The sequence below is a fragment of the Pseudomonas sp. JZ114 genome, assembly GCF_051027705.1.
Lineage (GTDB): Bacteria > Pseudomonadota > Gammaproteobacteria > Pseudomonadales > Pseudomonadaceae > Chryseomonas > Chryseomonas luteola.
The window spans coordinates 1,127,415-1,151,406 of sequence record NZ_CP069256.1; the positions used below are offsets into that span (position 1 = coordinate 1,127,415).

General features: G+C 53.0%; 20 protein-coding genes. 19 read left to right on the plus strand and 1 reads right to left on the minus strand.

Annotation, left to right across the window (positions count from 1 at the left end; translation table 11 throughout):
* The first annotated feature begins 12 nt into the window (after nucleotides 1-12).
* The 19 genes from uppS to ispD all read left to right on the plus strand — a co-directional run bounded on the left by uppS (nucleotide 13) and on the right by ispD (nucleotide 22,691).
* The gene (gene uppS, locus JQR90_RS05275) at nucleotides 13-768 is read left to right on the plus strand and encodes a polyprenyl diphosphate synthase (RefSeq protein WP_010797381.1); all 756 of its coding nucleotides are present in this window, start codon (nucleotides 13-15) and stop codon (nucleotides 766-768) included.
* A complete protein-coding gene (locus tag JQR90_RS05280; RefSeq protein WP_010797382.1) occupies nucleotides 762-1,577 on the plus strand; it encodes a phosphatidate cytidylyltransferase in 816 nt (271 codons plus the stop codon). The genes uppS and JQR90_RS05280 overlap by 7 nt, the downstream gene beginning before the upstream one ends.
* The gene (gene ispC, locus JQR90_RS05285; protein WP_010797383.1) at nucleotides 1,574-2,764 is read left to right on the plus strand and encodes a 1-deoxy-D-xylulose-5-phosphate reductoisomerase; all 1,191 of its coding nucleotides are present in this window, start codon (nucleotides 1,574-1,576) and stop codon (nucleotides 2,762-2,764) included. Before JQR90_RS05280 ends, ispC begins: the two co-directional genes overlap by 4 nt.
* A gap of 15 nt (nucleotides 2,765-2,779) precedes the next feature.
* Nucleotides 2,780-4,132: a sigma E protease regulator RseP gene (rseP, locus tag JQR90_RS05290; RefSeq protein WP_010797384.1), complete on the plus strand. Its 1,353-nt coding sequence runs from the start codon at nucleotides 2,780-2,782 to the stop codon at nucleotides 4,130-4,132.
* 74 nt (nucleotides 4,133-4,206) lie between these two features.
* Nucleotides 4,207-6,573: an outer membrane protein assembly factor BamA gene (bamA, locus tag JQR90_RS05295; protein WP_073449506.1), complete on the plus strand. Its 2,367-nt coding sequence runs from the start codon at nucleotides 4,207-4,209 to the stop codon at nucleotides 6,571-6,573.
* 41 nt (nucleotides 6,574-6,614) lie between these two features.
* Nucleotides 6,615-7,118, plus strand: coding sequence for an OmpH family outer membrane protein (locus JQR90_RS05300; protein WP_010797386.1), 504 nt, complete (start codon nucleotides 6,615-6,617; stop codon nucleotides 7,116-7,118).
* A complete protein-coding gene (gene lpxD, locus JQR90_RS05305) occupies nucleotides 7,118-8,182 on the plus strand; it encodes a UDP-3-O-(3-hydroxymyristoyl)glucosamine N-acyltransferase (protein ID WP_010797387.1) in 1,065 nt (354 codons plus the stop codon). The genes JQR90_RS05300 and lpxD overlap by 1 nt, the downstream gene beginning before the upstream one ends.
* A 42-nt stretch (nucleotides 8,183-8,224) precedes the next feature.
* Nucleotides 8,225-8,665, plus strand: a complete 441-nt coding sequence (gene fabZ, locus JQR90_RS05310; RefSeq protein WP_010797388.1) for a 3-hydroxyacyl-ACP dehydratase FabZ — start codon at nucleotides 8,225-8,227, stop codon at nucleotides 8,663-8,665.
* Nucleotides 8,662-9,438 (plus strand): acyl-ACP--UDP-N-acetylglucosamine O-acyltransferase, encoded by a 777-nt coding sequence (gene lpxA / locus JQR90_RS05315; protein ID WP_010797389.1) that lies wholly within the window; start codon nucleotides 8,662-8,664, stop codon nucleotides 9,436-9,438. The genes fabZ and lpxA overlap by 4 nt, the downstream gene beginning before the upstream one ends.
* A gap of 59 nt (nucleotides 9,439-9,497) precedes the next feature.
* Nucleotides 9,498-10,640: a lipid-A-disaccharide synthase gene (gene lpxB, locus JQR90_RS05320; RefSeq protein ID WP_037030043.1), complete on the plus strand. Its 1,143-nt coding sequence runs from the start codon at nucleotides 9,498-9,500 to the stop codon at nucleotides 10,638-10,640.
* Nucleotides 10,640-11,278 (plus strand): ribonuclease HII, encoded by a 639-nt coding sequence (rnhB, locus tag JQR90_RS05325; RefSeq protein WP_010797391.1) that lies wholly within the window; start codon nucleotides 10,640-10,642, stop codon nucleotides 11,276-11,278. Before lpxB ends, rnhB begins: the two co-directional genes overlap by 1 nt.
* 176 nt (nucleotides 11,279-11,454) lie before the next feature.
* Complete coding sequence (gene dnaE, locus JQR90_RS05330; protein WP_037030045.1) at nucleotides 11,455-14,973, plus strand: DNA polymerase III subunit alpha; 3,519 nt, start codon at nucleotides 11,455-11,457, stop codon at nucleotides 14,971-14,973.
* A 162-nt stretch (nucleotides 14,974-15,135) separates the two neighbouring features.
* Nucleotides 15,136-16,086 carry an acetyl-CoA carboxylase carboxyltransferase subunit alpha gene (locus tag JQR90_RS05335; RefSeq protein ID WP_019364447.1) on the plus strand — a complete coding sequence of 317 codons (951 nt, stop codon included), beginning with the start codon at nucleotides 15,136-15,138 and terminating at the stop codon, nucleotides 16,084-16,086.
* An 83-nt stretch (nucleotides 16,087-16,169) separates the two neighbouring features.
* Complete coding sequence (tilS, locus tag JQR90_RS05340; RefSeq protein WP_010797394.1) at nucleotides 16,170-17,507, plus strand: tRNA lysidine(34) synthetase TilS; 1,338 nt, start codon at nucleotides 16,170-16,172, stop codon at nucleotides 17,505-17,507.
* 165 nt (nucleotides 17,508-17,672) lie between these two features.
* Nucleotides 17,673-19,301, plus strand: a complete 1,629-nt coding sequence (locus tag JQR90_RS05345; protein WP_010797395.1) for a CTP synthase — start codon at nucleotides 17,673-17,675, stop codon at nucleotides 19,299-19,301.
* 5 nt (nucleotides 19,302-19,306) lie between these two features.
* On the plus strand, nucleotides 19,307-20,152 hold the full coding sequence (gene kdsA / locus JQR90_RS05350; RefSeq protein WP_010797396.1) for a 3-deoxy-8-phosphooctulonate synthase: 846 nt from the start codon (nucleotides 19,307-19,309) through the stop codon (nucleotides 20,150-20,152).
* Nucleotides 20,153-20,231: 79 nt separating this feature from the next.
* The gene (gene eno, locus JQR90_RS05355; protein ID WP_010797397.1) at nucleotides 20,232-21,521 is read left to right on the plus strand and encodes a phosphopyruvate hydratase; all 1,290 of its coding nucleotides are present in this window, start codon (nucleotides 20,232-20,234) and stop codon (nucleotides 21,519-21,521) included.
* A 163-nt stretch (nucleotides 21,522-21,684) separates the two neighbouring features.
* Nucleotides 21,685-21,963, plus strand: a complete 279-nt coding sequence (locus tag JQR90_RS05360) for a septum formation initiator family protein (protein WP_010797398.1) — start codon at nucleotides 21,685-21,687, stop codon at nucleotides 21,961-21,963.
* Entirely contained in the window at nucleotides 21,960-22,691 is a 732-nt protein-coding gene (ispD, locus tag JQR90_RS05365; protein WP_010797399.1) for a 2-C-methyl-D-erythritol 4-phosphate cytidylyltransferase, read from the plus strand. The genes JQR90_RS05360 and ispD overlap by 4 nt, the downstream gene beginning before the upstream one ends.
* 4 nt (nucleotides 22,692-22,695) lie before the next feature.
* On the opposite strand, the gene JQR90_RS05370 is transcribed toward ispD, so the two are convergent.
* Nucleotides 22,696-23,862, minus strand: coding sequence for a hypothetical protein (locus tag JQR90_RS05370; protein WP_010797400.1), 1,167 nt, complete (start codon nucleotides 23,860-23,862; stop codon nucleotides 22,696-22,698).
* Between the last annotated feature and the right edge of the window lie 130 nt (nucleotides 23,863-23,992).

Below are 23,992 nucleotides of genomic sequence, written 5' to 3' on the forward strand. Positions count from 1 at the left end.
CAGGGATGCAAGATGGGCAATAGCGACCCTAGTTCTGTAGTACCGCGTCATGTCGCCATTATCATGGATGGTAATAACCGCTGGGCTCGCCGGCGGTTACTGCCTGGAGTGGCAGGACATAGAGCTGGTGTCGACGCTGTTCGTGCGGCTATAGAAGTCTGTGCGGACGCCGGTGTCGAAGTGCTCACGTTGTTTGCGTTTTCCAGTGAAAACTGGCGGCGCCCGACTGATGAAGTCAGTGCATTGATGGAGCTGTTTCTATCAGCGCTTCGACGGGAAGCCAAAAAGCTCGATCAGAACGGCATACGTCTTCGCATCATTGGAGATCGTTCCAGGTTTCATCCTGAACTGCAGCGTGAGATGGAGCAGGCAGAAGCCTTGACTGCTGGTCATACAAGACTGGTACTCCAGGTGGCTGCCAATTATGGTGGTCAGTGGGACATCGCCCAGGCGGCTCAGCGGCTGGCGCAGGCAGTCAAGGAGGGTACGCTTGAGCCTGAGCGGATAACGCCTGAGTTACTTCAGAACTGCTTGACCACCGCAGGCATGCCTTTACCTGATCTATGTATCCGTACGGGTGGAGAGCATCGCATCAGCAATTTCCTGCTCTGGCAATTGGCTTATGCGGAGCTATATTTTTCCGACTTGTTCTGGCCTGACTTCAAACATGAGGCTATGCGTAAGGCGTTGGCGGATTATGCGACGCGGCAAAGACGCTTTGGAAAGACCAGTGAACAGATTGAAGCAGAAGTGAGAGCATCATGCTAAAGCAAAGGGTCCTTACCGCTCTGGTGTTGCTGCCCATAGCGATTGGGGGCTTCTTTTTGCTAGAAGGTGGGATATTCGCTGCCTTTATCGGAGCGGTGGTTTCCCTGGGTGCTTGGGAGTGGGCTCGGCTTTCCGGGCTCGTCTCTCAGGCGGCTCGTGTAGGTTATGCAGCTGTAATTGCTTTCCTTCTTCTGCTCTGCTGGCAGATGCCTCAGCTGGCGTTGGCTATCCTGCCGATGGCAGTGGCTTGGTGGATTTTTGCTGCCGTGCTCGTAATGACCTATCCAGAAAGCGCTCATTACTGGAAGTCAACTTGGCGACGCCTTTTGATTGGTGTGGCTATCTTGGTTCCTGCCTGGCAGGGGTTGATCCTGCTGAAGCAGTGGCCTCTCAATAATTGGCTTATTCTTGGTGTCATGCTGCTGGTATGGGTGGCTGACATTGGTGCTTATTTTTCCGGCAAAGCATTTGGCAAGCGCAAGCTTGCTCCCAAGGTAAGTCCAGGTAAAAGCTGGGAGGGCATGATTGGCGGCCTAATAGCCAGTCTTGTGCTGACATTGGGTGTAGGTCTCTATCGCGGATGGGATGCCAATACTTTGATTAAGGCTCTGATCGGTGCTTCGCTGGTGGTCGTTATTTCGGTTGTAGGTGATCTTACGGAGAGCATGTTCAAGCGACAGGTAGGGCTTAAGGACAGTAGCCAGCTTCTACCTGGGCATGGCGGCATCATGGATCGTATTGATAGTCTGACCGCTGCAGTACCTCTTTACGCAGCACTTCTCTGGTGGTCGGGCTGGGGTGTTATGTGACTAGTCCTCAAAACATTACTGTACTGGGTGCTACCGGATCGATAGGTCTTAGTACTTTAGATGTCATTGCACGTCATCCTGATCGTTACAGAGCATTTGCGTTAACTGGCTATACCAGGCTCGATGAGCTCGGAGCGCTTTGTATCACTCATGAGCCGAGGTTTGCTGTAGTGCCGGGCAGCGCGCAGGCCGAAGCGCTGGAACATAGAATCAAGGCGGCTGGACTCTCGACGCAAGTGCTGGTCGGTGAGGCAGGGCTAAGTGAAGTATCAGCTCATCCTGATGTTGATGCTGTTATGGCTGCTATCGTTGGCGCGGCAGGTCTTAAGCCTACCCTTGCAGCCGTCGAGGCAGGAAAAAAGGTTCTCCTTGCCAATAAAGAGGCGCTTGTCATGAGCGGCTCCCTGTTTATGCAGGCTGTCAAAACGTACAACGCAAAGCTGTTACCAATTGATAGTGAGCACAATGCCATTTTTCAATGCCTGCCAGTAGGCTATGAAGAGGGACTGGTGGCAAAAGGGGTGCGGCGAATTTTGCTGACGGCTTCAGGCGGGCCTTTCCGTGAAACCTCATTGGAGGTATTGCGTGACGTTACGCCTGATCAGGCGTGCGCGCATCCTAACTGGTCGATGGGACGTAAAATTTCAGTAGACTCTGCCACCATGATGAACAAGGGGTTGGAGTTCATTGAGGCCTGCTGGTTGTTCAATGCAAGGCCTGATCAGGTTGAAGTTGTTGTTCATCCTCAAAGTGTTATCCATTCGTTAGTGGACTACATTGACGGTTCGGTTCTTGCGCAGTTGGGCAATCCCGATATGCGTACGCCAATTGCTCATGCATTGGCATGGCCTGAGCGAATAGAATCCGGGGTTAGCCCTCTTGACCTGTTTGCAGTAGCACGCCTTGATTTTCAAAAGCCTGATGAGCAGCGCTTTCCTTGCCTCAGATTGGCGAGAGAAGCTATTAGCGCAGGTGGTACCGCGCCTGCCACATTGAACGCTGCGAACGAAGTGGCAGTAGATGCCTTTCTAAACGGCAGGGCACGCTTTGATGAGATACCGCAGATCATCGAGGCTGTGCTCCAGCAGGAAACAATCTCTGCCGTAACCGATCTTGAATGTGTCATGCAAGCGGATCGCCATGCCAGGGACTCAGCCAATGTCTGGCTTGAGCGCCACAGGCGCTAAGCGCGGAGGAACGCCATGAGTGCACTGTATATGATTCTTGGAACCCTGATTGCATTAGGGGTGTTGGTTACTTTCCATGAGTTTGGGCACTTTTGGGTTGCTCGTCGATGTGGTGTCAAGGTCCTGCGTTTCTCTGTTGGATTTGGTAAGGCGCTATTTCGTTGGCATGACAGGCAGGGAACTGAGTTCGTAGTAGCAGCAATACCGCTTGGCGGTTATGTAAAAATGCTGGACGAGCGAGAAGGGGAGGTTTCTGCTGACCAGATCGACCAGACGTTCAATCGTAAGTCTGTATATCAGCGTATCGCTATCGTAGCGGCGGGTCCGGTGGCCAATTTCTTATTGGCTATCGTGTTCTTTTGGGCTCTGGCCATGCTTGGAACTCAGCAGGTCAAGCCTGTCGTCGGAAAAGTCGATGAAGGTAGTCTTGCTGCGCAAGCAGGCTTGCAGGCAAACGATGAAATCGTCTCGGTTGATGGGAAGGCCGTTTCCGGATGGGGTGAGGTCAACCTCAAGCTGGTTCGCCGTCTCGGTGAAACGGGTACGTTGGTCGTGGAAACTCGCGAGTCTGGTAACAGTCAGCAAGAAGTACATTCCATTCGGCTTGATGGTTGGCTCAAGGACTCTGATAGCCCGGACCCTATTGGATCTCTCGGCATACATCCATGGCGTCCGGCACTGCCACCTGTTGTGGCTGAACTAGATCCTGAGGGGCCTGCCTCCAGAGCAGGTATTCAGTCTGGTGATCGTATTGTTTCGGTTGAGGGTTCATCGGTTAACGACTGGCAAGAGGTGGTCGATTATGTTCGTGCCCACCCGAATCAAACAGTAAACCTAGTGCTTAATCGTTCCGGAATTGAGCGCTCTGTCCCAGTTATGCTTTCTAGCAAAGGTGATGCAAAAAGTGCCTCTGGCTACTTGGGCGCTGGTGTCAAGGGCGTGGAATGGCCCTCTGAAATGCTTCGGGAAGTCAGCTATGGCCCGCTGGAGGCCGTAGGTCAGGGACTTTTGCGCACTTGGACCATGAGTTTGCTGACGCTCGACTCGCTTAAGAAAATGTTGCTTGGGGAACTCTCGGTAAAAAACTTGAGTGGGCCGATAACCATTGCTAAAGTGGCGGGCGCTTCTGCCCAGTCAGGTGTCAGTGACTTCTTAAACTTCCTGGCCTACCTGAGCATAAGCCTTGGGGTTTTAAACCTGCTTCCTGTGCCGGTACTGGACGGTGGACATTTGTTGTTCTACTTCGTCGAGTGGGCAAGAGGGAAACCTGTATCCGAGCGCATTCAGGCGTGGGGTATGCAGATTGGTATAAGCCTAATTGTTGGTGTCATGTTACTGGCTCTGGTCAATGACCTTGGGCGTCTGTAACTCGCCGCTGAACGCTTAGTCTGCCGTATAAGCGGTAGGCTATTTATTTGTCAGTTGGAATAAAAAAGGGACTCATGAAACGCTTGCTGCTACCTGCGGTAATAGCCGCGCTGATGATCGGCGAGGTTCACGCCGAGTCCTTCACCATCTCCGATATTCGTGTAAACGGTTTGCAGAGGGTTTCTGCCGGAAGCGTTTTCGGTGCATTACCTCTTAACGTAGGCGATGCTGTAGATGATCGTCGCCTTTCCGATGCGACTCGCTCCCTGTTCCGTACGGGTTTTTTCCAAGATATTCAATTAGGGCGTGACGGTAACGTCCTGGTTGTGAGCGTAGTTGAGCGCCCCTCGATTTCAAGCATCACTATTGAGGGCAACAAGGCGATCTCAGAAGACGACCTTAAAAAAGGTCTTCAACAATCGGGTTTGGCTGAAGGTGAAATTTTCCAGCAGGCAACGCTGGAAGGTGTGCGCAATGAGCTGCTTCGTCAGTATGTTGCTCAAGGTCGCTATTCTGCCAATATCGAAACCGAGGTCATTCCGCAGCCACGTAACCGCGTTCAGTTGAAAATCAAAATCAACGAAGGTGAAGTGGCAACGATCTCTCAGGTCAATATTGTCGGAAATCATGTGTTTCCAGAGCAGGATCTAATTGATCTGTTCGAATTGAAGAAAAGCCATCTGCTTTCTTTCTTCAAAAACGACGACAAATATTCCCGTGAAAAACTTTCTGGCGATCTTGAGCGCTTGCGCTCCTATTACCTTGATCGTGGTTATATCAATATGGATATCACCTCGACTCAGGTATCGATTACGCCTGATAAGAAACACGTCTATATTACGGTCAACGTCAACGAAGGTGAAAAATACACCGTTCGGGATGTAAAACTTTCAGGTGACCTGAAAGTGCCGGAAGAAGAAATTCGCAGGCTGATGTTGGTACAGCCCGGACAGGTGTTCTCTCGAAAGGTGATGACTGGCACCTCAGATCTGATCACCCGCCGCCTCGGGAATGAAGGCTATACGTTCGCTAATGTGAACGGTGTACCGGAACCACATGATGATGACCATACGGTTTCGTTGACCTTTGTAGTCGATCCCGGCAAGCGTGCCTATGTAAATCGTATCAATTTCCGTGGCAATACCAAGACGGAAGATGAAGTCCTCCGCCGCGAAATGCGCCAGATGGAAGGTGGCTGGGCCTCTACTTACCTGATTGATCAGTCCAAAACCCGTTTGGAACGTCTGGGCTATTTCAAGGAAGTCAATGTCGAGACGCCGCCGGTTCCTGGCACTGACGATCAGGTCGACGTGAATTACTCTGTGGAAGAACAACCGTCTGGTTCTATTACCGCAAGTGTTGGCTTTGCTCAAAGTGCGGGTTTGATCCTGGGTGGATCTATCAGCCAGAGCAACTTCTTGGGTACTGGTAATAGAGTAAGCGTAGGCTTGACGAGAAGTCAGTATCAGACTCGCTACAATTTCAGCTTTACTGATCCTTACTGGACCGATGACGGTGTGAGCCTTGGCTATAACGCCTTCTATCGCTCAACCAATTATGATGATCTGGATGTTGATATTTCCAGTTACTCCATCAATAGCCTCGGCTTTGGGGTAAATTTTGGCTATCCGATCAGTGAAACGTCTCGACTGAACTTTGGGCTTGGCGTTCAGCGTGATGAGCTTGACCCCAATAACTATACTGTCGACGAAGTTTATAAATTCATTGAACAGGAAGGGGATAGTTTCACTAACTTTAAAGCTTCGATCGGCTGGTCAGAGTCAACCCTAAATAAAGGCGTGCTGGCTACTCGAGGGCACTCGCAAAGTCTTTCTCTGGAAACAACAATTCCGGGAAGCGATCTGAGCTATTACAAAGTTGACTATCGTGGTCAGATTTTTGCTGGGTTAACGCAGAATACTGCACTTCGCTTCCATACCGAGCTGGGATATGGCGATGGTTATGGTTCAACCAGCGGCTTGCCATTTTATGAAAATTACTATGCTGGTGGTTTTAATTCAGTTCGTGGTTTTGAAGATAGCAGCCTTGGTCCGAGGAGTACTCCTGCTTCTGGAAGATATAAGGCTCAAGGTCAAGAAACAGATACCGATCAAGATCCTGAACCATTTGGCGGTAATGTGTTGATCACAGGCGGGGCCGAATATCTGTTCCCCTTGCCTTTCGTGAAAGATCAGCGTCAGTTGCGAACAGTGCTGTTCTGGGATGTAGGTAGTGTTTTCGACACCAAGTGCCGCTTGGTCGACAAGGATAGTGCCAGCTGTAACAAGGTCAGCTTTTCCAATATGGCAAGCTCTGTGGGTGTTGGCTTGACTTGGGTAACTGCGTTGGGTCCGTTAAGCTTCAGTCTGGGTATGCCCGTCAAGAAGCCTGATAATGCCGATACGCAGGTATTCCAATTCTCGCTGGGCCAGACGTTCTAATTGATCCAACTCTATATCGCGTTTAAACGCAGGAGTGCATTGTGCGTAAGTTCTTCCGTTTCGCCTTGATCGCCGCCGCTGTTGTTGCCACCCCGGCTTTTGCCGAGATGAAGATTGCGGTGCTCAATTATCAAATGGCACTCCTGGAGTCGGATGCGGCAAAAAAATACGCTGTAGACGCTGAGAAAAAGTTCGGTCCGCAGCTCAATAAGCTGAAGGCGTTGGAAAGTGATGCAAAGAATATTCAAAGTCGCCTTGCTGCCGGGGGCGATAAAATGAAAGATTCTGAGCGTGACCGTCTTGAGTCGGATTTCAAACAAAAAGCACGCGACTTCCAGTTTCAGTCGAAAGAGCTGAACGAAGCCAAGGCCGCAGCTGATCGCGATATGTTGAAGCAGCTCAAACCGAAGCTGGATAAAGCGGTGGAAGAAGTATTGAAGAAGGGCAACTACGACATCGTCATCGAGCGTGGCGCTGTGGTTGATGCCAAGCCTCAATATGATATTACACGTGATGTTATCGAGCGGATGAACCAGAACCGCTAATGATGACCTCTACCACTTACACTCTAAGGCAGCTGGCAGAGCGCCTTGGAGCTGAGCTCCGGGGAAACCCGGAGCTTCTCATTTCTGGTCTTGCGACATTGCAGGATGCCCAGCCCGAGCAATTGAGTTTCCTTGCCAATGCCCAGTACAAGAAATACTTGGCTGACACAAAAGCAGGTGCTGTGATCCTGCACCCGACTGAGGTGGAAGGATTTTCAGGCAATTGCCTGGTAATCGCCAATCCTTACCTTGCCTATGCGCAGCTTTCCCATCTGTTTGATCGAAAACCTCTGCCGAAAGCTGGTATTCATCCTTCCGCCCTGGTCGCTGAGGATGCTTTTGTAGACCCTACGGCAAGTGTCGGTGCGTATGCAGTTATCGAGTCAGGTGTATCGATAGGTGCAGGTGTTGTCATTGGAGCGCATTGCTTCGTCGGTGCTCGTAGTCAGATCGGCGAAAACGGATGGCTTGCACCGCGAGTTACGCTGTATCACGACGTTCGAGTTGGGAAGCGAGTGGTTATCCAGTCTGGCGCCGTTATCGGCGGCGAGGGATTTGGTTTTGCGAACCATCAGGGGCAATGGAAAAAAATTGCTCAGCTGGGTGGTGTCAGTATTGGCGATGATGTCGAGATTGGCGCCAATACTACTATCGATCGAGGCGCGCTGGCCGACACGATCATCAGTAATGGCGTTAAGCTCGACAACCAGATAATGATTGCTCACAACGTACAAATTGGTGAGCACACAGCGATGGCGGCTTGCGTAGGGATCTCGGGCAGTACCAAGATCGGACGCCATTGCACGATTGCCGGCGGTGTCGGCATGGTTGGACATATTGAGGTCTGCGATAACGTTTTCGTTACTGGCATGACCATGGTTACCCGCTCGATTACCGAGCCAGGCGCTTATTCTTCCGGCACGGCAATGCAGCCTGCTGCCGAATGGAGAAAAAGTGCGGCTCGTATCCGTCACCTGGATGATATGGCTCGGCGTCTGCAGCTTCTCGAAAAAACAGTAGCTGCCGTGACCTTACAGGATGACGCTGCTTCTGATGCAGAGTAACGCATCGGGCGTTTCCTTTTTTTTGAACAGGCCTCTCCAGATATGATGGACATTAACGAGATTCGCGAATACTTGCCTCACCGCTACCCGTTCCTGTTGGTGGACCGGGTAGTGGAGCTGGACATTGAAGGCAAGCGTATTCGTGCCTACAAAAATGTCAGCATCAACGAACCCTTTTTTAATGGTCATTTCCCTCAGCATCCCATTATGCCGGGTGTTTTGATTATCGAAGCAATGGCGCAAGCGGCAGGGATTCTTGGTTTCAAGATGATGAATTCTTCTCCGGCAGAGGGAACCCTGTATTACTTTGTCGGCTCGGATAACATGCGCTTTCGTCAGCCTGTTTTGCCGGGCGATCAGTTGCAGCTGGAAGCTCGTTTCATTAGTTGCAAGCGCGGCATTTGGAAGTTCGAATGCCAGGCAACAGTTGACGAGAAAGCGGTATGCTCTGCTGAAATTATCTGTGCGGAACGCAAACTATGAGTTTGATCGACCCTAGGGCGATCATTGAGCCAGGCGCCAAACTGGCTGACGACGTCAAGGTTGGGCCTTGGTCCATCGTAGGCGCCGATGTTGAAGTGGGTGAGGGCACGGTCATAGGCCCGCACGTTATACTGCATGGACCAACGGTCATCGGTAAGCACAACCGCATCTACCAGTTTTCTACGATTGGAGAGGACACCCCAGACCTCAAGTACAAGGGTGAACCTACGCGCCTTGTTATTGGTGACCATAATGTCATTCGCGAGGGTGTCACGATCCATCGGGGGACCGTTCAGGACCGTAGCGAAACCACTATAGGTGACCATAACCTGCTGATGGCATATGTCCACATCGGGCATGACAGTGTGATAGGCAATAACTGCATTCTGGTCAATAACACGGCGTTGGCAGGGCATGTCCATGTGGATGATTGGGCAATTTTGTCCGGTTACACACTGGTACATCAATTCTGCCGTATCGGTGCACACAGCTTTTCAGGTATGGGCACTGCCATCGGTAAGGATGTGCCTGCCTACGTAACGGTCTTTGGCAACCCGGCCGAAGCGCGCAGCATGAATTTTGAAGGCTTGCGCCGCCGTGGTTTTTCCAGTGAAGCGATTCATGCCCTCCGTCGTGCTTACAAGGTTGTCTACCGCCAAGGTTTGACGGTTGACGAAGCATTGAAGGAATTGGAGCAGGTTGCTCTTGAGTTTCCCGAAGTTGCAGTCTTCAGGGACTCTATAGTCAGCTCCACACGCGGCATAACACGTTAATCCTTTCAAGGCCGCAGATGCGGCCTTCAGTTTATATTGGCGCTATTAAAGAGCTGGGTATGTCTGCCTTGAATCGACCCTTGCGAATCGCTCTCGTTGCCGGTGAGGCTTCTGGGGATATTTTGGGCTCAGGCCTTATGAGAGCGCTTAAAGCACGGCATTCGGCTGTCGAGTTCATCGGTGTTGGCGGTCCGCGCATGGAGGCAGAGGGCATGAGCTCGGCCTTTCCCATGGAGCGACTCTCCGTCATGGGGCTGGTAGAGGTGCTAGGCCGGCTTCGAGAGCTTTTGCGGCGTCGAAAAGAGCTTATCCAGACACTCATACAGGCCCGCCCCGATGTCTTTATTGGCATTGATGCGCCAGATTTCGTACTTGAAATGGAGCAGCAGCTTCGTGCCGCAGGGATACCGACTGTTCATTATGTCAGTCCCTCTGTCTGGGCATGGCGGCAAAAGCGTGTTCTTAAGATTCGTGAGGCCTGCGATCTCATGTTGACGTTGTTTCCTTTTGAAGCCCGCTTCTATGAGGAAAAGCAGGTTCCCGTGCGTTTCGTTGGGCACCCGCTGGCCGATACCATTCCGCTTGATCCTGATCGCACGCTTGCCCGCAAAGCTTTGGGCTTGCCGCCAGATGGGCCAGTCGTTGCTTTGCTCCCAGGAAGTCGTGGTGGTGAAGTTTCACGGCTGGGTGCTCTTTTTTTCGATGCCGCAGAACGGTTGAGTGCGTTAAGGCCTGATATTCAATTTGTATTGCCTTGTGCCAATGAGCATCGGCGTAAGCAGATAGAGTCTTTACTTGAAGGCCGCTCTGTTCGTGTGATGTTGACTCAGGGGCAGTCACATGAAGTGCTGGCCAGCTGTAATGCTGTGCTTATTGCTTCAGGAACGGCCACATTGGAAGCAATGCTTTTTAAACGTCCAATGGTGGTCGCCTATAAGGTGGCTCCATTGACGTACTGCATCTTGAAACGGATGGTAAGGAGTCCTTATATCTCTTTACCGAACTTGCTGGCAGGCAAGCCTCTTGTTCCCGAGTTGATTCAGGACGATGCCACGGCAGAAAGATTGGTAAACGCGATATTGCCTCTTTTGGATGATCCCTCTATGCAAACAGAAGGATTTGAAGCTATTCATCACGCATTACGTCAGGACGCGTCACGACAAGCCGCAGATGCAGTACTGACGCTTATTGGGGTTGATTGATGCAATTGGGTTTGGATTTCACATTGGTGCAGGAATTGGTCGCAGGTGTCGATGAAGTAGGACGAGGTCCCTTATGTGGGCCTGTCGTTACCGCTGCTGTGATCCTGGACCCAGCACGTCCTATCCATGGGCTCAACGACTCTAAAAAGCTTACCAAGGCGCGCCGCGAGGCGTTGTTTGAAGAAATTCATGAAAAGGCATTGGCATGCTGTATCGCTCGCGCCGATGTTCATGAAATTGATGAGATCAATATTCTTCATGCAACCATGCTGGCAATGAAGCGAGCGGTTGAAGGACTGGCTGTTTTACCCAAGCTGGCCTTGATCGATGGTAATCGCTGCCCGGTACTGTCGGTTCCAAGTACTGCGGTGATCAAGGGTGACAGTCAGGTGCCTGCTATCGCAGCAGCGTCTATATTGGCTAAGGTCTCTCGAGATCGGGAAATGGCAGAAATGGATCTGCTTTATCCAGGATATGGCTTGGCAGGTCACAAGGGGTATCCCACAGCTGAGCATCTTGATGCACTTAAACGGCTTGGCCCTACGCCTATACATCGACGCTCATTCGCGCCCGTGCGGGATGCTTTTGCTGCGTTGGAAGTCAGCGTGAGGCAAGTTTCAGGGGCTATGGCGCTCTAATCGAAGATTAAGAAAAAACGAACCGACGGACGGCGACGCCTGTATTTTCTAGGCTGAACAGTGTTGGCGCATTCATTTGCCTGAGCATGCATATCTGCTCATTCCTATCAAGCTTCTAGCTTGTCCTCCCGGTTAGTACAATTCCGGTTCGTTTTTGCATGATTGTCGGGGTTTCCATGACCGTATCCTTTGTTCACTTGCGTTTGCATACTGAATATTCGCTGGTTGATGGTCTGGTCAGGGTAAAGCCCTTGGTCAAGTCGGTAGCGGGGGCAGGCATGCCTGCTGTAGCTGTGACAGACCAGAATAATTTGTGCTCGCTGGTAAAGTTTTACAAGGCTGCTATGGGTGCCGGTATCAAGCCCATCTGTGGCTCCGACCTGTGGCTGGCCAATCCTGATGAGGAGGGGCCGCTTACCCGCCTGACCTTGCTGGTCATGAATAAACAAGGCTATAGAAACCTGACTGAGCTGGTTTCGCGCGGTTATCAGGAAGGACAGCACGAAGGCCAGATCATTGTCCAACGTGAGTGGGTCAAGGCGGCTGCCGACGGCTTGATTGCGCTTTCCGGCTCTAAAGAGGGTGAGGTGGGGCTGGCCTTGCTGGCCGGTGATAACGTACGCGCCGAGCGGTTGTTAGGTGAATGGCTGGACGTCTTTAGTGATCGTTTTTACCTGGAGGTGCAGCGTACCCAGCGCGTCAATGATGAAGAACATCTTCACGCCGCGGTTGCCTTGGCGGATCGTTGCAACGTACCGCTTGTAGCAACCAACGATGTTCGTTTTATCAAGCAGGACGATTTCGAGGCCCATGAAACGAGGGTCTGCATTGGCGAGGGGCGGGTACTCGATGATCCGTTGCGTCCTCGTACCTATAGCGATCAACAGTACCTCAAGTCTCCTGAGGAGATGTGGGAGCTTTTTAGTGATCTGCCAGAGGCCTTAGAAAATACGGTCGAAATCGCCAAGCGCTGCAACATTGAAGTGCAGCTTGGCAAATATTTCTTGCCTAATTTCCCCATTCCCGAAGGCATGACCATTGACGATTACCTGCGAAAGGTATCGTTTGACGGATTGGAAGAGCGCCTAGCGGTACTCCTGCCTAAGGAAACGCCGGATTACGAGGCCAAGCGGCAAGTCTATGTGGATCGCTTGAACTTCGAGCTGAATATCATCATTCAGATGGGGTTTCCTGGCTACTTCCTCATCGTAATGGACTTCATTCAGTGGGCGAAGAACAATGGCGTCCCGGTGGGGCCGGGTCGTGGGTCGGGTGCTGGCTCGCTGGTAGCGTATGTGCTGAAAATTACGGATCTGGATCCACTAGCCTATGATCTGCTGTTCGAGCGCTTCCTTAACCCTGAACGTATTTCCATGCCTGACTTCGATGTCGATTTCTGCATGGACGGTCGTGACCGCGTAATTGATTATGTTGCAGGCGCCTATGGGCGTAACGCGGTCAGTCAGATCATCACCTTTGGCACCATGGCCGCAAAGGCGGTGGTTCGTGACGTTGCCCGTGTGCAGGGTAAGTCTTACGGTCTGGCCGACAGATTGTCCAAGATGATCCCCTTCGAAGTAGGCATGACGCTTCAGAAAGCCTATGAGCAGGAGGAGATGCTTCGTGACTTCCTCAAGGTCGACGAAGAGGCCCAGGAAATCTGGGACATGGCGCTCAAACTGGAGGGTATCACTCGGGGAACCGGTAAGCATGCGGGTGGTGTGGTAATCGCACCTACCAAACTGACAGACTTCTCTCCCGTTTCTTGCGATGAGGACGGTAACGGACTGGTTACCCAGTTCGATAAGGACGATGTAGAGCAGGCGGGCCTGGTGAAGTTCGACTTCCTGGGTTTGCGAACATTGACCATCATTAAATGGGCAATGGAAACGATCAATCGAGAGCATGCTGCAAAAGGGCTCGATCCGGTTAACATCGACTTTATCCCGCTGGATGACAAGAAAACCTACGATCTCTTGCAGAAGGCGGAGACGACGGCCGTGTTCCAGCTGGAATCCCGCGGCATGAAAGAGCTGATCAAAAAGCTCAAGCCCGACTGCCTGGAAGACCTGATTGCATTGGTGGCCTTGTTCCGTCCGGGGCCGCTGCAGTCAGGCATGGTAGATGACTTCATCAACCGAAAGCACGGCCGTGCCGAGCTGGCCTATCCCCACCCCGATTATCAGTATGAAGGGCTCAAGCCTGTCCTGGCTCCCACCTATGGCATCATCCTGTATCAAGAGCAGGTTATGCAGATTGCCCAGGTCATGGGGGGCTATACCCTGGGTCAGGCCGACATGCTGCGTCGCGCCATGGGTAAGAAAAAGCCGGAGGAAATGGCCAAGCAGCGGGGCGGCTTTATTGAAGGTTGTGCCAATAATGGCATCGATGCTGAGCTTGCCGGTAACATCTTTGATCTGGTAGAAAAATTTGCGGGTTATGGCTTCAACAAGTCCCACTCGGCTGCCTATGGTCTGGTGTCCTATCAAACTGCCTGGCTGAAGGCGCATTTCCCTGCGCCGTTCATGGCTGCGGTGTTGTCAGCGGATATGCACAACACCGATAAGGTGGTAATCCTCATTGAGGAATGCCGCCATATGAAACTGCGGATCGATGCGCCGGATGTGAACATCTCTGACTTCAAGTTCACTGTAAATGAAGGTGGACGCATCGTTTACGGTCTTGGTGCTATCAAGGGGGTTGGTGAGGGTCCGGTAGAGGCGATTGTAGAAGCGCGCCAGGAGGGGCCTTTCAAGGATCTGTTCGATTTCTGCGACCGTGTCGATCTCAAGCGCATCAACAAACGTACCCTTGAAGCGCTTATTCGCTCGGGAGCGCTGGATCGCCTGGGGCCGCATTATCATGACGAGCTCAAGGCCTACCAGGCGACTATCGATCAGAATCGCTCAGTGCTGTTGGCCGCAATGGAAGAGGCGATTGCGGCAGCCGAGCAAACGGCACGGAGCAATAACAGCGGGCATATGGATTTATTCGGGGGTGTGTTTGCCGAGCCGGAAGCCGATGTCTACGTTAATCATTACAAGGCACGAGCGCTGACGCTCAAGGAGCGTCTACGGGGGGAAAAGGAAACCCTCGGCCTGTACCTGACGGGGCATCCGATCGATGAGTATGAGGGTGAAGTACGGCGACTGGCTCGCCAGCGCATTGTGGACCTCAAGCCCTCTCGTGAAACCCAGACGGTTGCCGGCCTTATCGTTAATCTGCGTGTGATGAAAAACAAGCGCGGCGATAAGATGGGGTTTGTTACACTGGATGATCGCTCGGGCCGGATTGAGGCTTCGCTGTTTGCCGAAGCATTTCATGCTGCTCAGTCCTTGTTGCAGACTGACGCCTTGGTCATTGTTGAGGGCGAAGTCAGCCAGGATGATTTCTCGGGCGGCTTGAGACTGCGCGCCAAGCGCGTGCTGGGCCTGGAAGAGGCTCGCACCGCATTGGCTGAAAGTCTGCGCATCTCGGTTGCAAGCGATGCATTGAAAGGCGACCGTCTTCGGTGGTTGGCCGACCTCTGTACCAAGCATCGGGGCGCTTGCCCGGTTACGCTGGATTATCGAAGCCAGGATGCCAGGGCCCTGCTGCAATTTGGCGAGCAGTGGAGAATCGATCCTGGTGATGGCCTGATACAGGCACTACGTGACCAGTTTGGAAGAGAAAACGTCTTCCTGAACTACCGTTGATCCGAGCGGCGCGAGTGCCGCTCATTCGACCAAACCATGCCAATGGCCTCAAGGGTTGAGGCGGCAGATCTCGATAATTGATCTGCCGGCCTCGACCTGATCCGCCTGATCTTTTAAGGTAGGCGACCCGGCCGCTGGCTCAAGATTGCAAGACGGATACTCATGAACCCGAACTATCTCGATTTCGAACAGCCGATCGCTGACCTCCAGGCCAAGATTGAAGAGCTTCGCTTGGTTGGTAATGACAATTCGCTGAACATCAGTGACGAGATTGCCCGGCTGCAGGAAAAGAGCCAGGCACTGACCAAAAGTATTTTCGGTAGTCTGAGCAGCTGGCAGGTGGCTCGTCTGGCGCGTCACCCCTTGCGGCCCTACACGCTGGACTATATCAGCCATCTTTTCGTTGATTTCGAAGAGCTTCATGGCGACCGTCATTTCGCTGATGATCCAGCCATTGTTGGCGGTATCGCTCGTCTGGATGATCAACCCGTCATGGTCATCGGTCATCAGAAGGGGCGTGAGGTACGTGAAAAGGTACGTCGTAATTTTGGTATGCCTCGCCCGGAAGGTTACCGTAAAGCCTGCCGTCTGATGGAAATGGCCGAGCGTTTCAAGATGCCGATTCTGACGTTTATCGATACTCCCGGTGCTTATCCGGGGATCGATGCCGAAGAGCGTGGACAAAGCGAGGCGATTGCCTGGAATCTGCGTGTCATGTCGCGTTTGAAAACGCCTATCATCGCAACCGTGATCGGCGAGGGTGGTTCTGGTGGCGCCCTGGCAATTGGCGTGTGCGACCAGCTGAACATGCTTCAACATTCGACTTACTCTGTGATTTCGCCTGAAGGCTGCGCCTCGATTCTCTGGAAAACTGCCGAGAAGGCGCCTGATGCGGCTGAAGCCATGGGCATTACTGCGGAGCGTTTAAAGGGGCTGGGTATTGTAGATACCGTTATCGATGAGCCACTGGGCGGTGCCCATCGTGATCCCGCTGTAATGTCTGCTTCCATTCGTGAAGCTCTGGTAGATCAGCTTGACATGCTCAAGAAATTCTCCAGCGAAGAGTTGTTGACGCGTCGTTACGAGCGCCTGATGAGCTACGGCATTTCCTGATCTGTCTCCATGTATGTCCGGTCCATGCCGGACATACGCCTAAGCTGTTTACATGAATAATGTGTATTCATTGATGGGCAGCCATGTCCCTTTCTGATGTCCCGCTTCCCCCTCTGGCTAACAACGTCCTGAAGGTCTTGACGCCCTATCTGCATGCCAAGCGATGGCATATCGCATTTTCAGGTGGCATGGATTCTTCAGTTCTTCTGCATGTTTTATCGCGGCTGTCCTTCTGCAGGCAGGTGCCGTCGCTACATGCGATTCATGTGCACCATGGTCTTCTTAAAGAGGCTGACGAGTGGGTGGAGCATTGTCGGCAGATGTGTGACCTGCTCCAGGTTCCCTTGAGCGTCGAGCATGTACAAGTGGATCAGAATTCAAGCCTGGAGCGAGCGGCCCGGGATGCACGCTATGCCGCCTTTGCGCGGCACGTTAGAGAGCATGAAGTTCTGCTAGTGGCTCAGCATCAGGACGATCAGGCGGAGACTCTGCTGCTAAGACTGCTGCGTGGAGCTGGGGTAAAAGGTTTGTCTGCCATGGCGACCTCGCGTGCAATGGCTGAGGGGCGCCTGGTAAGACCCTTCTTGTCTGTTCCTCGAGCTGAACTGTCACGTTATGCCTTAGCGGAAAAGCTGGAGTGGGTGGAAGATCCTAGTAACATACAGGTTGTTCAGGATCGTAACTTCCTGCGCCATGAGATTCTCACTCGACTGCGCTTACGATGGCCGCAGGCTTCAGCCAGCGTTGCCCGCAGTGCAGGGCATATGGCCGAGGCGCTGGCTATTCTTGAAGAGTGCGCTGCCATGGACTTGTCTGCCGCACAGACAGCTACTGCATTTCCTTGGTTGCCGCTTCCAAGTCTCGAACTTGAGATTATCAGGCAGCTGAGCGAGCACCGTCAGCGCAACGCACTTCGCCACTGGTTAGATCGATATAGCCGTATGCCAGATACTGATCATTGGGTGGGCTGGGCTGCATTGCGGGATGCCAGTCCCTCGGCCAGTCCCGTCTGGGTGCTGGAAAGCGGTGAGATACATCGGGGGGCGGGACGGCTCTGGTGGTTACCGCATCAGTGGTTGGGCGCCGCCTGTGTGCCTTGTCAGTGGCCTGAAAAGGAGTCGGAGGTAGCGTTGGGTGGCAATGGACAAGTGTATATCGTTGGTCAGCGGCCCTCGGGATCACTTGAAGTCCGCTATCGTCAGGGAGGAGAAATCATGGCTGTCCCTGGGCGCGGGCACAGAGATCTCAAACGGCTCCTGAATGAGCATCATGTGCCGACGTTCTTGCGCGGCAGATTGCCGCTGCTGTTTTGTAACGGGCAGTTGATAGCCATTGCGAATCTGTCTGGACTCAGTGGTCCAGCCGATCAGCACTGGCGGTTCGAGTGGGTTCCTGCGACGAGCGGCCAGCGTTTGAGCTGAAAGGCACTTTGTTGTAGACTACGCTCCCGTCTTGTACCGCACTTGTTGTTTACGTAACAACCGGTGTGCGTTGGGCATGAAGTATTACCGTGCTCAACCGAGGCCTCTAGGCCTCCCTCGCTTCCCGGCGGCTTTCCGCCTAACTACAGATTTCTAGGAAAATTCATGACGCGCTACATCTTCGTCACGGGCGGTGTTGTTTCTTCATTGGGGAAAGGCATTGCCTCGGCTTCCTTGGGCGCCATTCTGGAAGCGAGGGGCTTGAAGGTCACCATGCTCAAGCTGGATCCCTATATCAACGTCGATCCAGGTACCATGAGCCCATTCCAGCACGGCGAAGTGTTTGTCACCCATGACGGTGCCGAGACCGATCTCGACCTGGGTCACTACGAGCGTTTTATTCGCACTACAGTGACTCAGGACAACAACTTCACGACCGGCCGCATCTACATGGATGTGCTGCGCAAGGAGCGTCGCGGCGATTACCTGGGCGCAACCGTTCAGGTAATCCCTCACATTACCGATGAAATCAAGCGCCGTATTATCAAGGGCGCAGGTGATGCGGATGTGGCGCTGGTCGAAATCGGCGGTACCGTAGGTGACATCGAGTCCCAACCCTTCCTGGAAGCCATACGCCAGTTGCGCGTGGAAATCGGCGCTCGCCGTGCCATGTTGATGCATCTGACGTTGGTGCCCTATATTGCAACCGCGGGTGAAACCAAGACCAAGCCGACTCAGCACTCGGTAAAGGAATTGCGCTCCATCGGCCTGCAGCCTGATGTTTTGATCTGCCGCTCCGATCATCCGGTAGACAGTTCTTCCCGCCGCAAGATTGCGCTGTTCACTAACGTGGAAGAGCGTGCCGTCATCTCTCTGGAAGACGTGGATACGATTTATCGTATTCCTTCCGTTCTGCATGCGCAGGGTCTGGACGATTTCGTGGTAGAGCGCTTTGGCCTCGAATGCGGTCAGGCTGACCTGAGCGAGTGGGATCGTGTGGTCGATGCCAAGCTCAACCCAGAGCGTGAAGTAACTATCGCCATGGTTGGCAAGTACATGGAGCTTCTGGATGCATACAAGTCGCTTATCGAGGCGATGACGCATGCCGGTATCCAGAGCCGTACAAAGGTCAATCTGCGCTATATCGATTCGGAAGATATCGAGCAGCAGGGTACCCATCTGCTCAAGGGCGTTGATGCGATCCTTGTGCCGGGTGGTTTTGGTCTGCGCGGTGTAGAAGGCAAGATTCGCACGGTTCAGTATGCACGTGAGAACAAGATTCCGTACCTGGGTATCTGCCTGGGCATGCAGGTAGCGGTAATCGAGTTCGCCCGTAACGTATTAGGCTGGAGCGATGCCAACTCCACCGAATTTGACAAGTCTGGTCAGCACCCGGTGGTTGGTTTGATTACCGAGTGGCAGGATGCGTCCGGCGCTACCGAAATCCGTACAGAAGCTTCGGATCTGGGGGGCACCATGCGCCTGGGAGCTCAGGAGTGCCAATTGTCTTCAGGTACTCTGGTACATGATTGCTACCAGCAAGACGTAATCGTTGAGCGTCACCGTCACCGTTACGAAGTGAACAACAACCTGCTGCCCGAAATCATGGCGGCGGGCCTGAAGGTCACTGGCCGTTCCGGCGACGGTGCATTGGTGGAAGTCGTCGAGGCGCCGGATCATCCCTGGTTTGTGGCGTGCCAGTTCCATCCGGAATTCACCTCTACCCCGCGTGATGGTCATCCGCTCTTCAGCGGTTTCGTGAATGCGGCTCTGAAATACGCTAATAAGGCTTGATGACTATGGCTCAGAAAACGATTCGTGTCGGTACTATCGAAGTGGCTAACGATAAGCCGTTCGTGCTGTTTGGCGGAATGAACGTGCTTGAGTCTCGCGATCTGGCGATGCAGATCTGCGAAGAGTACGTGAAGGTAACGCAGAAGCTGGGTATCCCTTATATCTTCAAGGCCAGCTTCGACAAGGCCAACCGTTCTTCGGTCAACTCTTTCCGTGGCCCAGGCCTGGAAGAGGGCATGAAGATCTTTGAAGAGATCAAGAAGACCTTCAATGTACCGGTTATCACGGACGTCCATGAGCCCTATCAGGCGGCACCGGTTGCAGAAGTATGCGACATCATCCAGCTGCCGGCTTTCCTGTCCCGGCAGACGGATCTGGTAGTCGCCATGGCTAAGACCAATGCCGTTATAAATATCAAGAAAGCCCAGTTCCTCGCGCCTCAGGAAATGAAGCATATCCTGAAGAAATGTGAGGAAGGGGGTAATGATCAGTTGATCCTGTGCGAGCGTGGCACGTCCTTTGGTTATAACAATCTGGTAGTCGACATGCTGGGCTTCGGCATCATGAAGCAGTTCGACTACCCGGTCATTTTTGACGTGACCCATGCCCTGCAGATGCCTGGCGGTCGCAGCGATTCCGCAGGTGGTCGCCGTGCACAGGTTACCGATCTGGCCAAGGCCGGTTTGAGTCAGGGACTGGCAGGTCTGTTCCTGGAGGCACACCCTGATCCTGACAGTGCCAAGTGCGATGGCCCTTGCGCACTTCGATTGAACAAGCTGGAGCCCTTCCTGGCTCAGCTAAAGGCACTGGATGAACTGGTGAAGTCGTTCACTCCAATCGAAACCGCCTGATGCTCCGCTGAACTTAGTTCCAAATAAGAAGCCGAAGGTGCAGTTTGCACCTGACCAGAACCATGGAGAGCGTATAACAATGGCAAAGATCGTCGACATAAAAGGCCGGGAAATTCTGGATTCCCGCGGTAACCCTACCGTGGAAGCCGAGGTGATTCTTGATAACGGTATCGTCGGCAGGGCTTGTGCGCCCTCTGGTGCATCCACAGGATCCCGCGAGGCATTGGAACTGCGTGATGGCGACAAGAGCCGTTACCTGGGCAAGGGTGTTCTGACAGCCGTTGGTAATGTAAACGGCCCGATCCGTGATCTTCTTATTGGCAAGGACCCATCGGATCAGAAAGCGCTCGACAAAGCGATGATCGAGCTCGATGGTACCGAGAACAAGTCCAAGCTGGGCGCCAACGCCATTTTGGCGGTATCCCTGGCAGCTGCCAAGGCGGCCGCCGAGGATAAAGATCTGCCCTTGTATGCCCATATCGCAGAGCTGAACGGCACGCCCGGTCAGTACTCCATGCCGGTTCCGATGATGAATATCATCAACGGCGGCGAGCATGCCGATAACAATGTCGACATCCAGGAGTTCATGGTTCAGCCGGTTGGCGCAAAAAGCTTCGCTGATGCCCTGCGCATGGGTGCTGAGATATTCCATCACTTGAAGGCGGTTCTCAAGGCGCGTGGCCTGAATACTGCCGTGGGCGATGAAGGTGGCTTTGCCCCGAACCTGTCCTCCAACGAAGATGCCCTAGGCGCTATTGCCGAAGCGGTTGAAAAGGCCGGATACAAGCTGGGCACGGATGTAACTCTGGCCTTAGACTGCGCCTCCAGCGAGTTCTATGAAAACGGTCAGTACAGCTTGTCTGGCGAAGGCAAGACATTCGATGCTCCTGGTTTTGCCGATTATCTTGCGGGTCTGAGCGAGCGTTTCCCGATCATCTCTATCGAAGATGGTATGGATGAGTCCGACTGGGCTGGCTGGAAGGCGTTGACTGATAAGATCGGCAACAAGGTGCAGCTGGTAGGTGACGATCTGTTCGTGACCAATACCAAGATTCTCAAGGAAGGGATCGAGAAAGGTATCGGTAACTCCATCCTCATCAAGTTCAACCAAATCGGTTCTCTGACCGAAACGCTGGAAGCCATCCAGATGGCCAAGGCTGCTGGTTATACAGCAGTTATTTCTCACCGCTCGGGTGAGACCGAAGACGCAACGATTGCTGATCTTGCCGTGGGTACTGCGGCAGGGCAGATCAAGACCGGCTCACTGTGCCGTTCAGACCGGGTCTCCAAGTACAATCAGCTGCTTCGTATCGAAGAGCAGCTTGGTGCAAAAGCACCGTACCGTGGACGTGCCGAATTTCGTAGCTGAGTTCACAGTGAGCGGCGCAAGCCGCTCCGCTGTTGCGAAATGATGTGTTAAAAGAGCAGGATTGAAGTGTCGCTTATCGATATAGGCATCATTTCCTTCCTGCTCTTGTTTTAAGTATGTTCTCATTAGCTCACTTAACTTGTTGCTTTGAACCGTAAAGCCAATGCGTAGCCCTTACTGGTTGTTTCCTGTCCTGATCATTGCATTAGCCGGCCTGCAGTATCGCCTGTGGGTAGGTGATGGCAGTTTGGCGCAGGTAAAAGAGCTGCGTGAGCAGATTTCTAGTCAGGATGAGGAAAATAAGCAGCTGCTTGAACGCAACCGGATCCTCGAGGCGGAAGTTGCTGAGTTGAAAAAGGGCATGGAGACGGTTGAAGAGCGGGCGCGCCATGAGCTCGGTATGGTTAGAGAGGGTGAGACCCTTTACCTGCAGTCCAAATGATAAATACCTCATTACCTCTTTTCTGGGCCGTTATTCCGGCAGCGGGTATCGGTTCGCGCATGCGAGCGGATCGCCCCAAGCAATATCTGGATCTGGCGGGCCGAACGGTCATTGAGCACACGCTTTCTGCGTTATTGGATCATACTTCCCTGCAGGGCATAGTCGTTAGCCTGGCGGTTGATGACAGATGGTGGCCTGGTCTTGTCTGCGCTACGGATAATCGGATTACCCGGGCTACTGGTGGGAAGGAACGTGCCGACTCTGTACTGAACGGCCTTATGCGGCTGGAAGCCTGCGGCGCATCTGATCTTGACTGGGTATTGGTACATGATGCAGCAAGACCTAATCTGGCTCAGAGCGACATTGATCGGCTATTGCAGGAGCTGGCTGATGATGAGGTTGGGGGATTACTGGCTATTCCAGTCAAGGATACGTTAAAGCGTGTCGACCCTTATGGCCGGGTTGAGGTGACAGTAGATCGTAGTGTCATCTGGCAGGCCTATACACCCCAGATGTTTCGATTGGGCCATCTGAGACAAGCGCTCAGTGATGCATTGGCTGCTGGCGTCATGATCACGGACGAAGCCTCCGCTATGGAGTGGGCGGGCTATAGACCCCGCGTGATAGAAGGGCGAAGTGATAACATCAAGATTACGCGGCCCGAGGATCTGGTCTGGCTGACGCAACTTTGGCATGAGCGCCGGCACGAACCGACGCCCACGACCTGACCCTTTAGAAGCGATACACTGCCGCTGCCCCCGTCTTGGACGGCATACGTTCACGGGGTACGACGACCACATCGCCGCCATGTTCCATGACGTAGGTGATCAGCTCATCCAGCACATCGGCTGTTTCAGCTCCAGCGGGTTTGGAGGGATGCAGCTCGCCACTTTCCCGATCAAGCAGCCCGGGTATCTGGCGATCAGCCTCTACCAGCAGCATGGCTACACGGCTTTCAGCAGTGGCTTTTCCAATTTCTTCCAGTTGATCGGAGGCCAAGCCTTGGCCACGAGATTCGCCGTATTGGTCAAGAATGCCATTCAGGCGCTTCAAGTACATAGGCTCCATGAGCTTCCAGCTTTCCTGGCGCAGCATTTCTGTATCCAAGGCACCCTGGCCGATAGAAATACCTTTTTCCAAAAGCTGCTGGTTGTGACTGACATGACGGAAAACGGTCTGATTTTCCGGGAGCGCAGCCAAAATAAGGGGCAGTCCAGAGGGTTTGGAGTGGTGTTCAGTAATGGCTCGGTCGACAGCTCTAAAAAAGCGCTCACAGTCGATATCGATCTGCTCTTGCTTACCACTTCCACCAGAGCCGTGGATCATGGGGTCGCCACGCTCGCTCGCTCCACCAAAGCCGTTGGTGTTACCAATCTGATCCTTGGGCGTTAGTTCTGAACCTAATGCCTCATCTTGATTGCGGGGTACTTCAGGCGCCAGCTCAACTTCATCCAATACGTCCCGGTTGCCTTCAAAGAGGCGTACCTGATTACGAGACAAGCACAGAATCTGGTAACGATCTGCTGACTGAGCAATACGAAGAATGGGCTTCAAATAATGCTGAGAATTGACGAGGGCCACTTCGGGCACCTTGCGCTGCAGCGGATAAACCATGAAATAGTCTTTTCCACCAAAGACGGCGACACCATCACGGGTGTGATTCCAGAAGTCGCGGTTATCAACCAATTCATCGAATGGCTTGAGTAGCGTATCGCTGGGAGCGTCGGGGAATTGCTGTTCCAGAGAGGCTCTCAGGTCGCGGACCAGATTCTTGAAGCGGATCGGGTCCTGTGTGCGCTCTGGAAAGCTTCGATGGGTAGGCATGTAAATCGATAGGCATGGCGGCTCATGCTTTTCCATTAGTTCAGCCAATGTTGCTTTGGTGATGGGTCCGTACATGGCGGCTTCCTCGCTATGGTTATGGAGGGTTCGTCAACTACGAATGAGCGTGGCACCTGGTATAGACCAGGCAGAGCCGGCTCCTCGCTGAATCCGGCAAGGCAGAACGTTTCCGCTTTCGGTTTCACAT

Bases quoted from the DNA above. Each gene is read 5' to 3' on its own strand.
- uppS (WP_010797381.1), top strand. From the start codon at position 13: ATGGGCAATAGCGACCCTAGTTCTGTAGTACCGCGTCATGTCGCCATT.
- JQR90_RS05280 (WP_010797382.1), top strand. From the start codon at position 762: ATGCTAAAGCAAAGGGTCCTTACCGCTCTGGTGTTGCTGCCCATAGCG.
- rseP (WP_010797384.1), top strand. From the start codon at position 2,780: ATGAGTGCACTGTATATGATTCTTGGAACCCTGATTGCATTAGGGGTG.
- bamA (WP_073449506.1), top strand. From the start codon at position 4,207: ATGAAACGCTTGCTGCTACCTGCGGTAATAGCCGCGCTGATGATCGGC.
- lpxD (WP_010797387.1), top strand. From the start codon at position 7,118: ATGATGACCTCTACCACTTACACTCTAAGGCAGCTGGCAGAGCGCCTT.
- fabZ (WP_010797388.1), top strand. From the start codon at position 8,225: ATGATGGACATTAACGAGATTCGCGAATACTTGCCTCACCGCTACCCG.
- lpxA (WP_010797389.1), top strand. From the start codon at position 8,662: ATGAGTTTGATCGACCCTAGGGCGATCATTGAGCCAGGCGCCAAACTG.
- lpxB (WP_037030043.1), top strand. From the start codon at position 9,498: ATGTCTGCCTTGAATCGACCCTTGCGAATCGCTCTCGTTGCCGGTGAG.
- rnhB (WP_010797391.1), top strand. From the start codon at position 10,640: ATGCAATTGGGTTTGGATTTCACATTGGTGCAGGAATTGGTCGCAGGT.
- dnaE (WP_037030045.1), top strand. From the start codon at position 11,455: ATGACCGTATCCTTTGTTCACTTGCGTTTGCATACTGAATATTCGCTG.
- JQR90_RS05335 (WP_019364447.1), top strand. From the start codon at position 15,136: ATGAACCCGAACTATCTCGATTTCGAACAGCCGATCGCTGACCTCCAG.
- tilS (WP_010797394.1), top strand. From the start codon at position 16,170: ATGTCCCTTTCTGATGTCCCGCTTCCCCCTCTGGCTAACAACGTCCTG.
- JQR90_RS05345 (WP_010797395.1), top strand. From the start codon at position 17,673: ATGACGCGCTACATCTTCGTCACGGGCGGTGTTGTTTCTTCATTGGGG.
- kdsA (WP_010797396.1), top strand. From the start codon at position 19,307: ATGGCTCAGAAAACGATTCGTGTCGGTACTATCGAAGTGGCTAACGAT.
- eno (WP_010797397.1), top strand. From the start codon at position 20,232: ATGGCAAAGATCGTCGACATAAAAGGCCGGGAAATTCTGGATTCCCGC.
- JQR90_RS05360 (WP_010797398.1), top strand. From the start codon at position 21,685: ATGCGTAGCCCTTACTGGTTGTTTCCTGTCCTGATCATTGCATTAGCC.
- ispD (WP_010797399.1), top strand. From the start codon at position 21,960: ATGATAAATACCTCATTACCTCTTTTCTGGGCCGTTATTCCGGCAGCG.
- JQR90_RS05370 (WP_010797400.1), bottom strand. From the start codon at position 23,862: ATGTACGGACCCATCACCAAAGCAACATTGGCTGAACTAATGGAAAAG.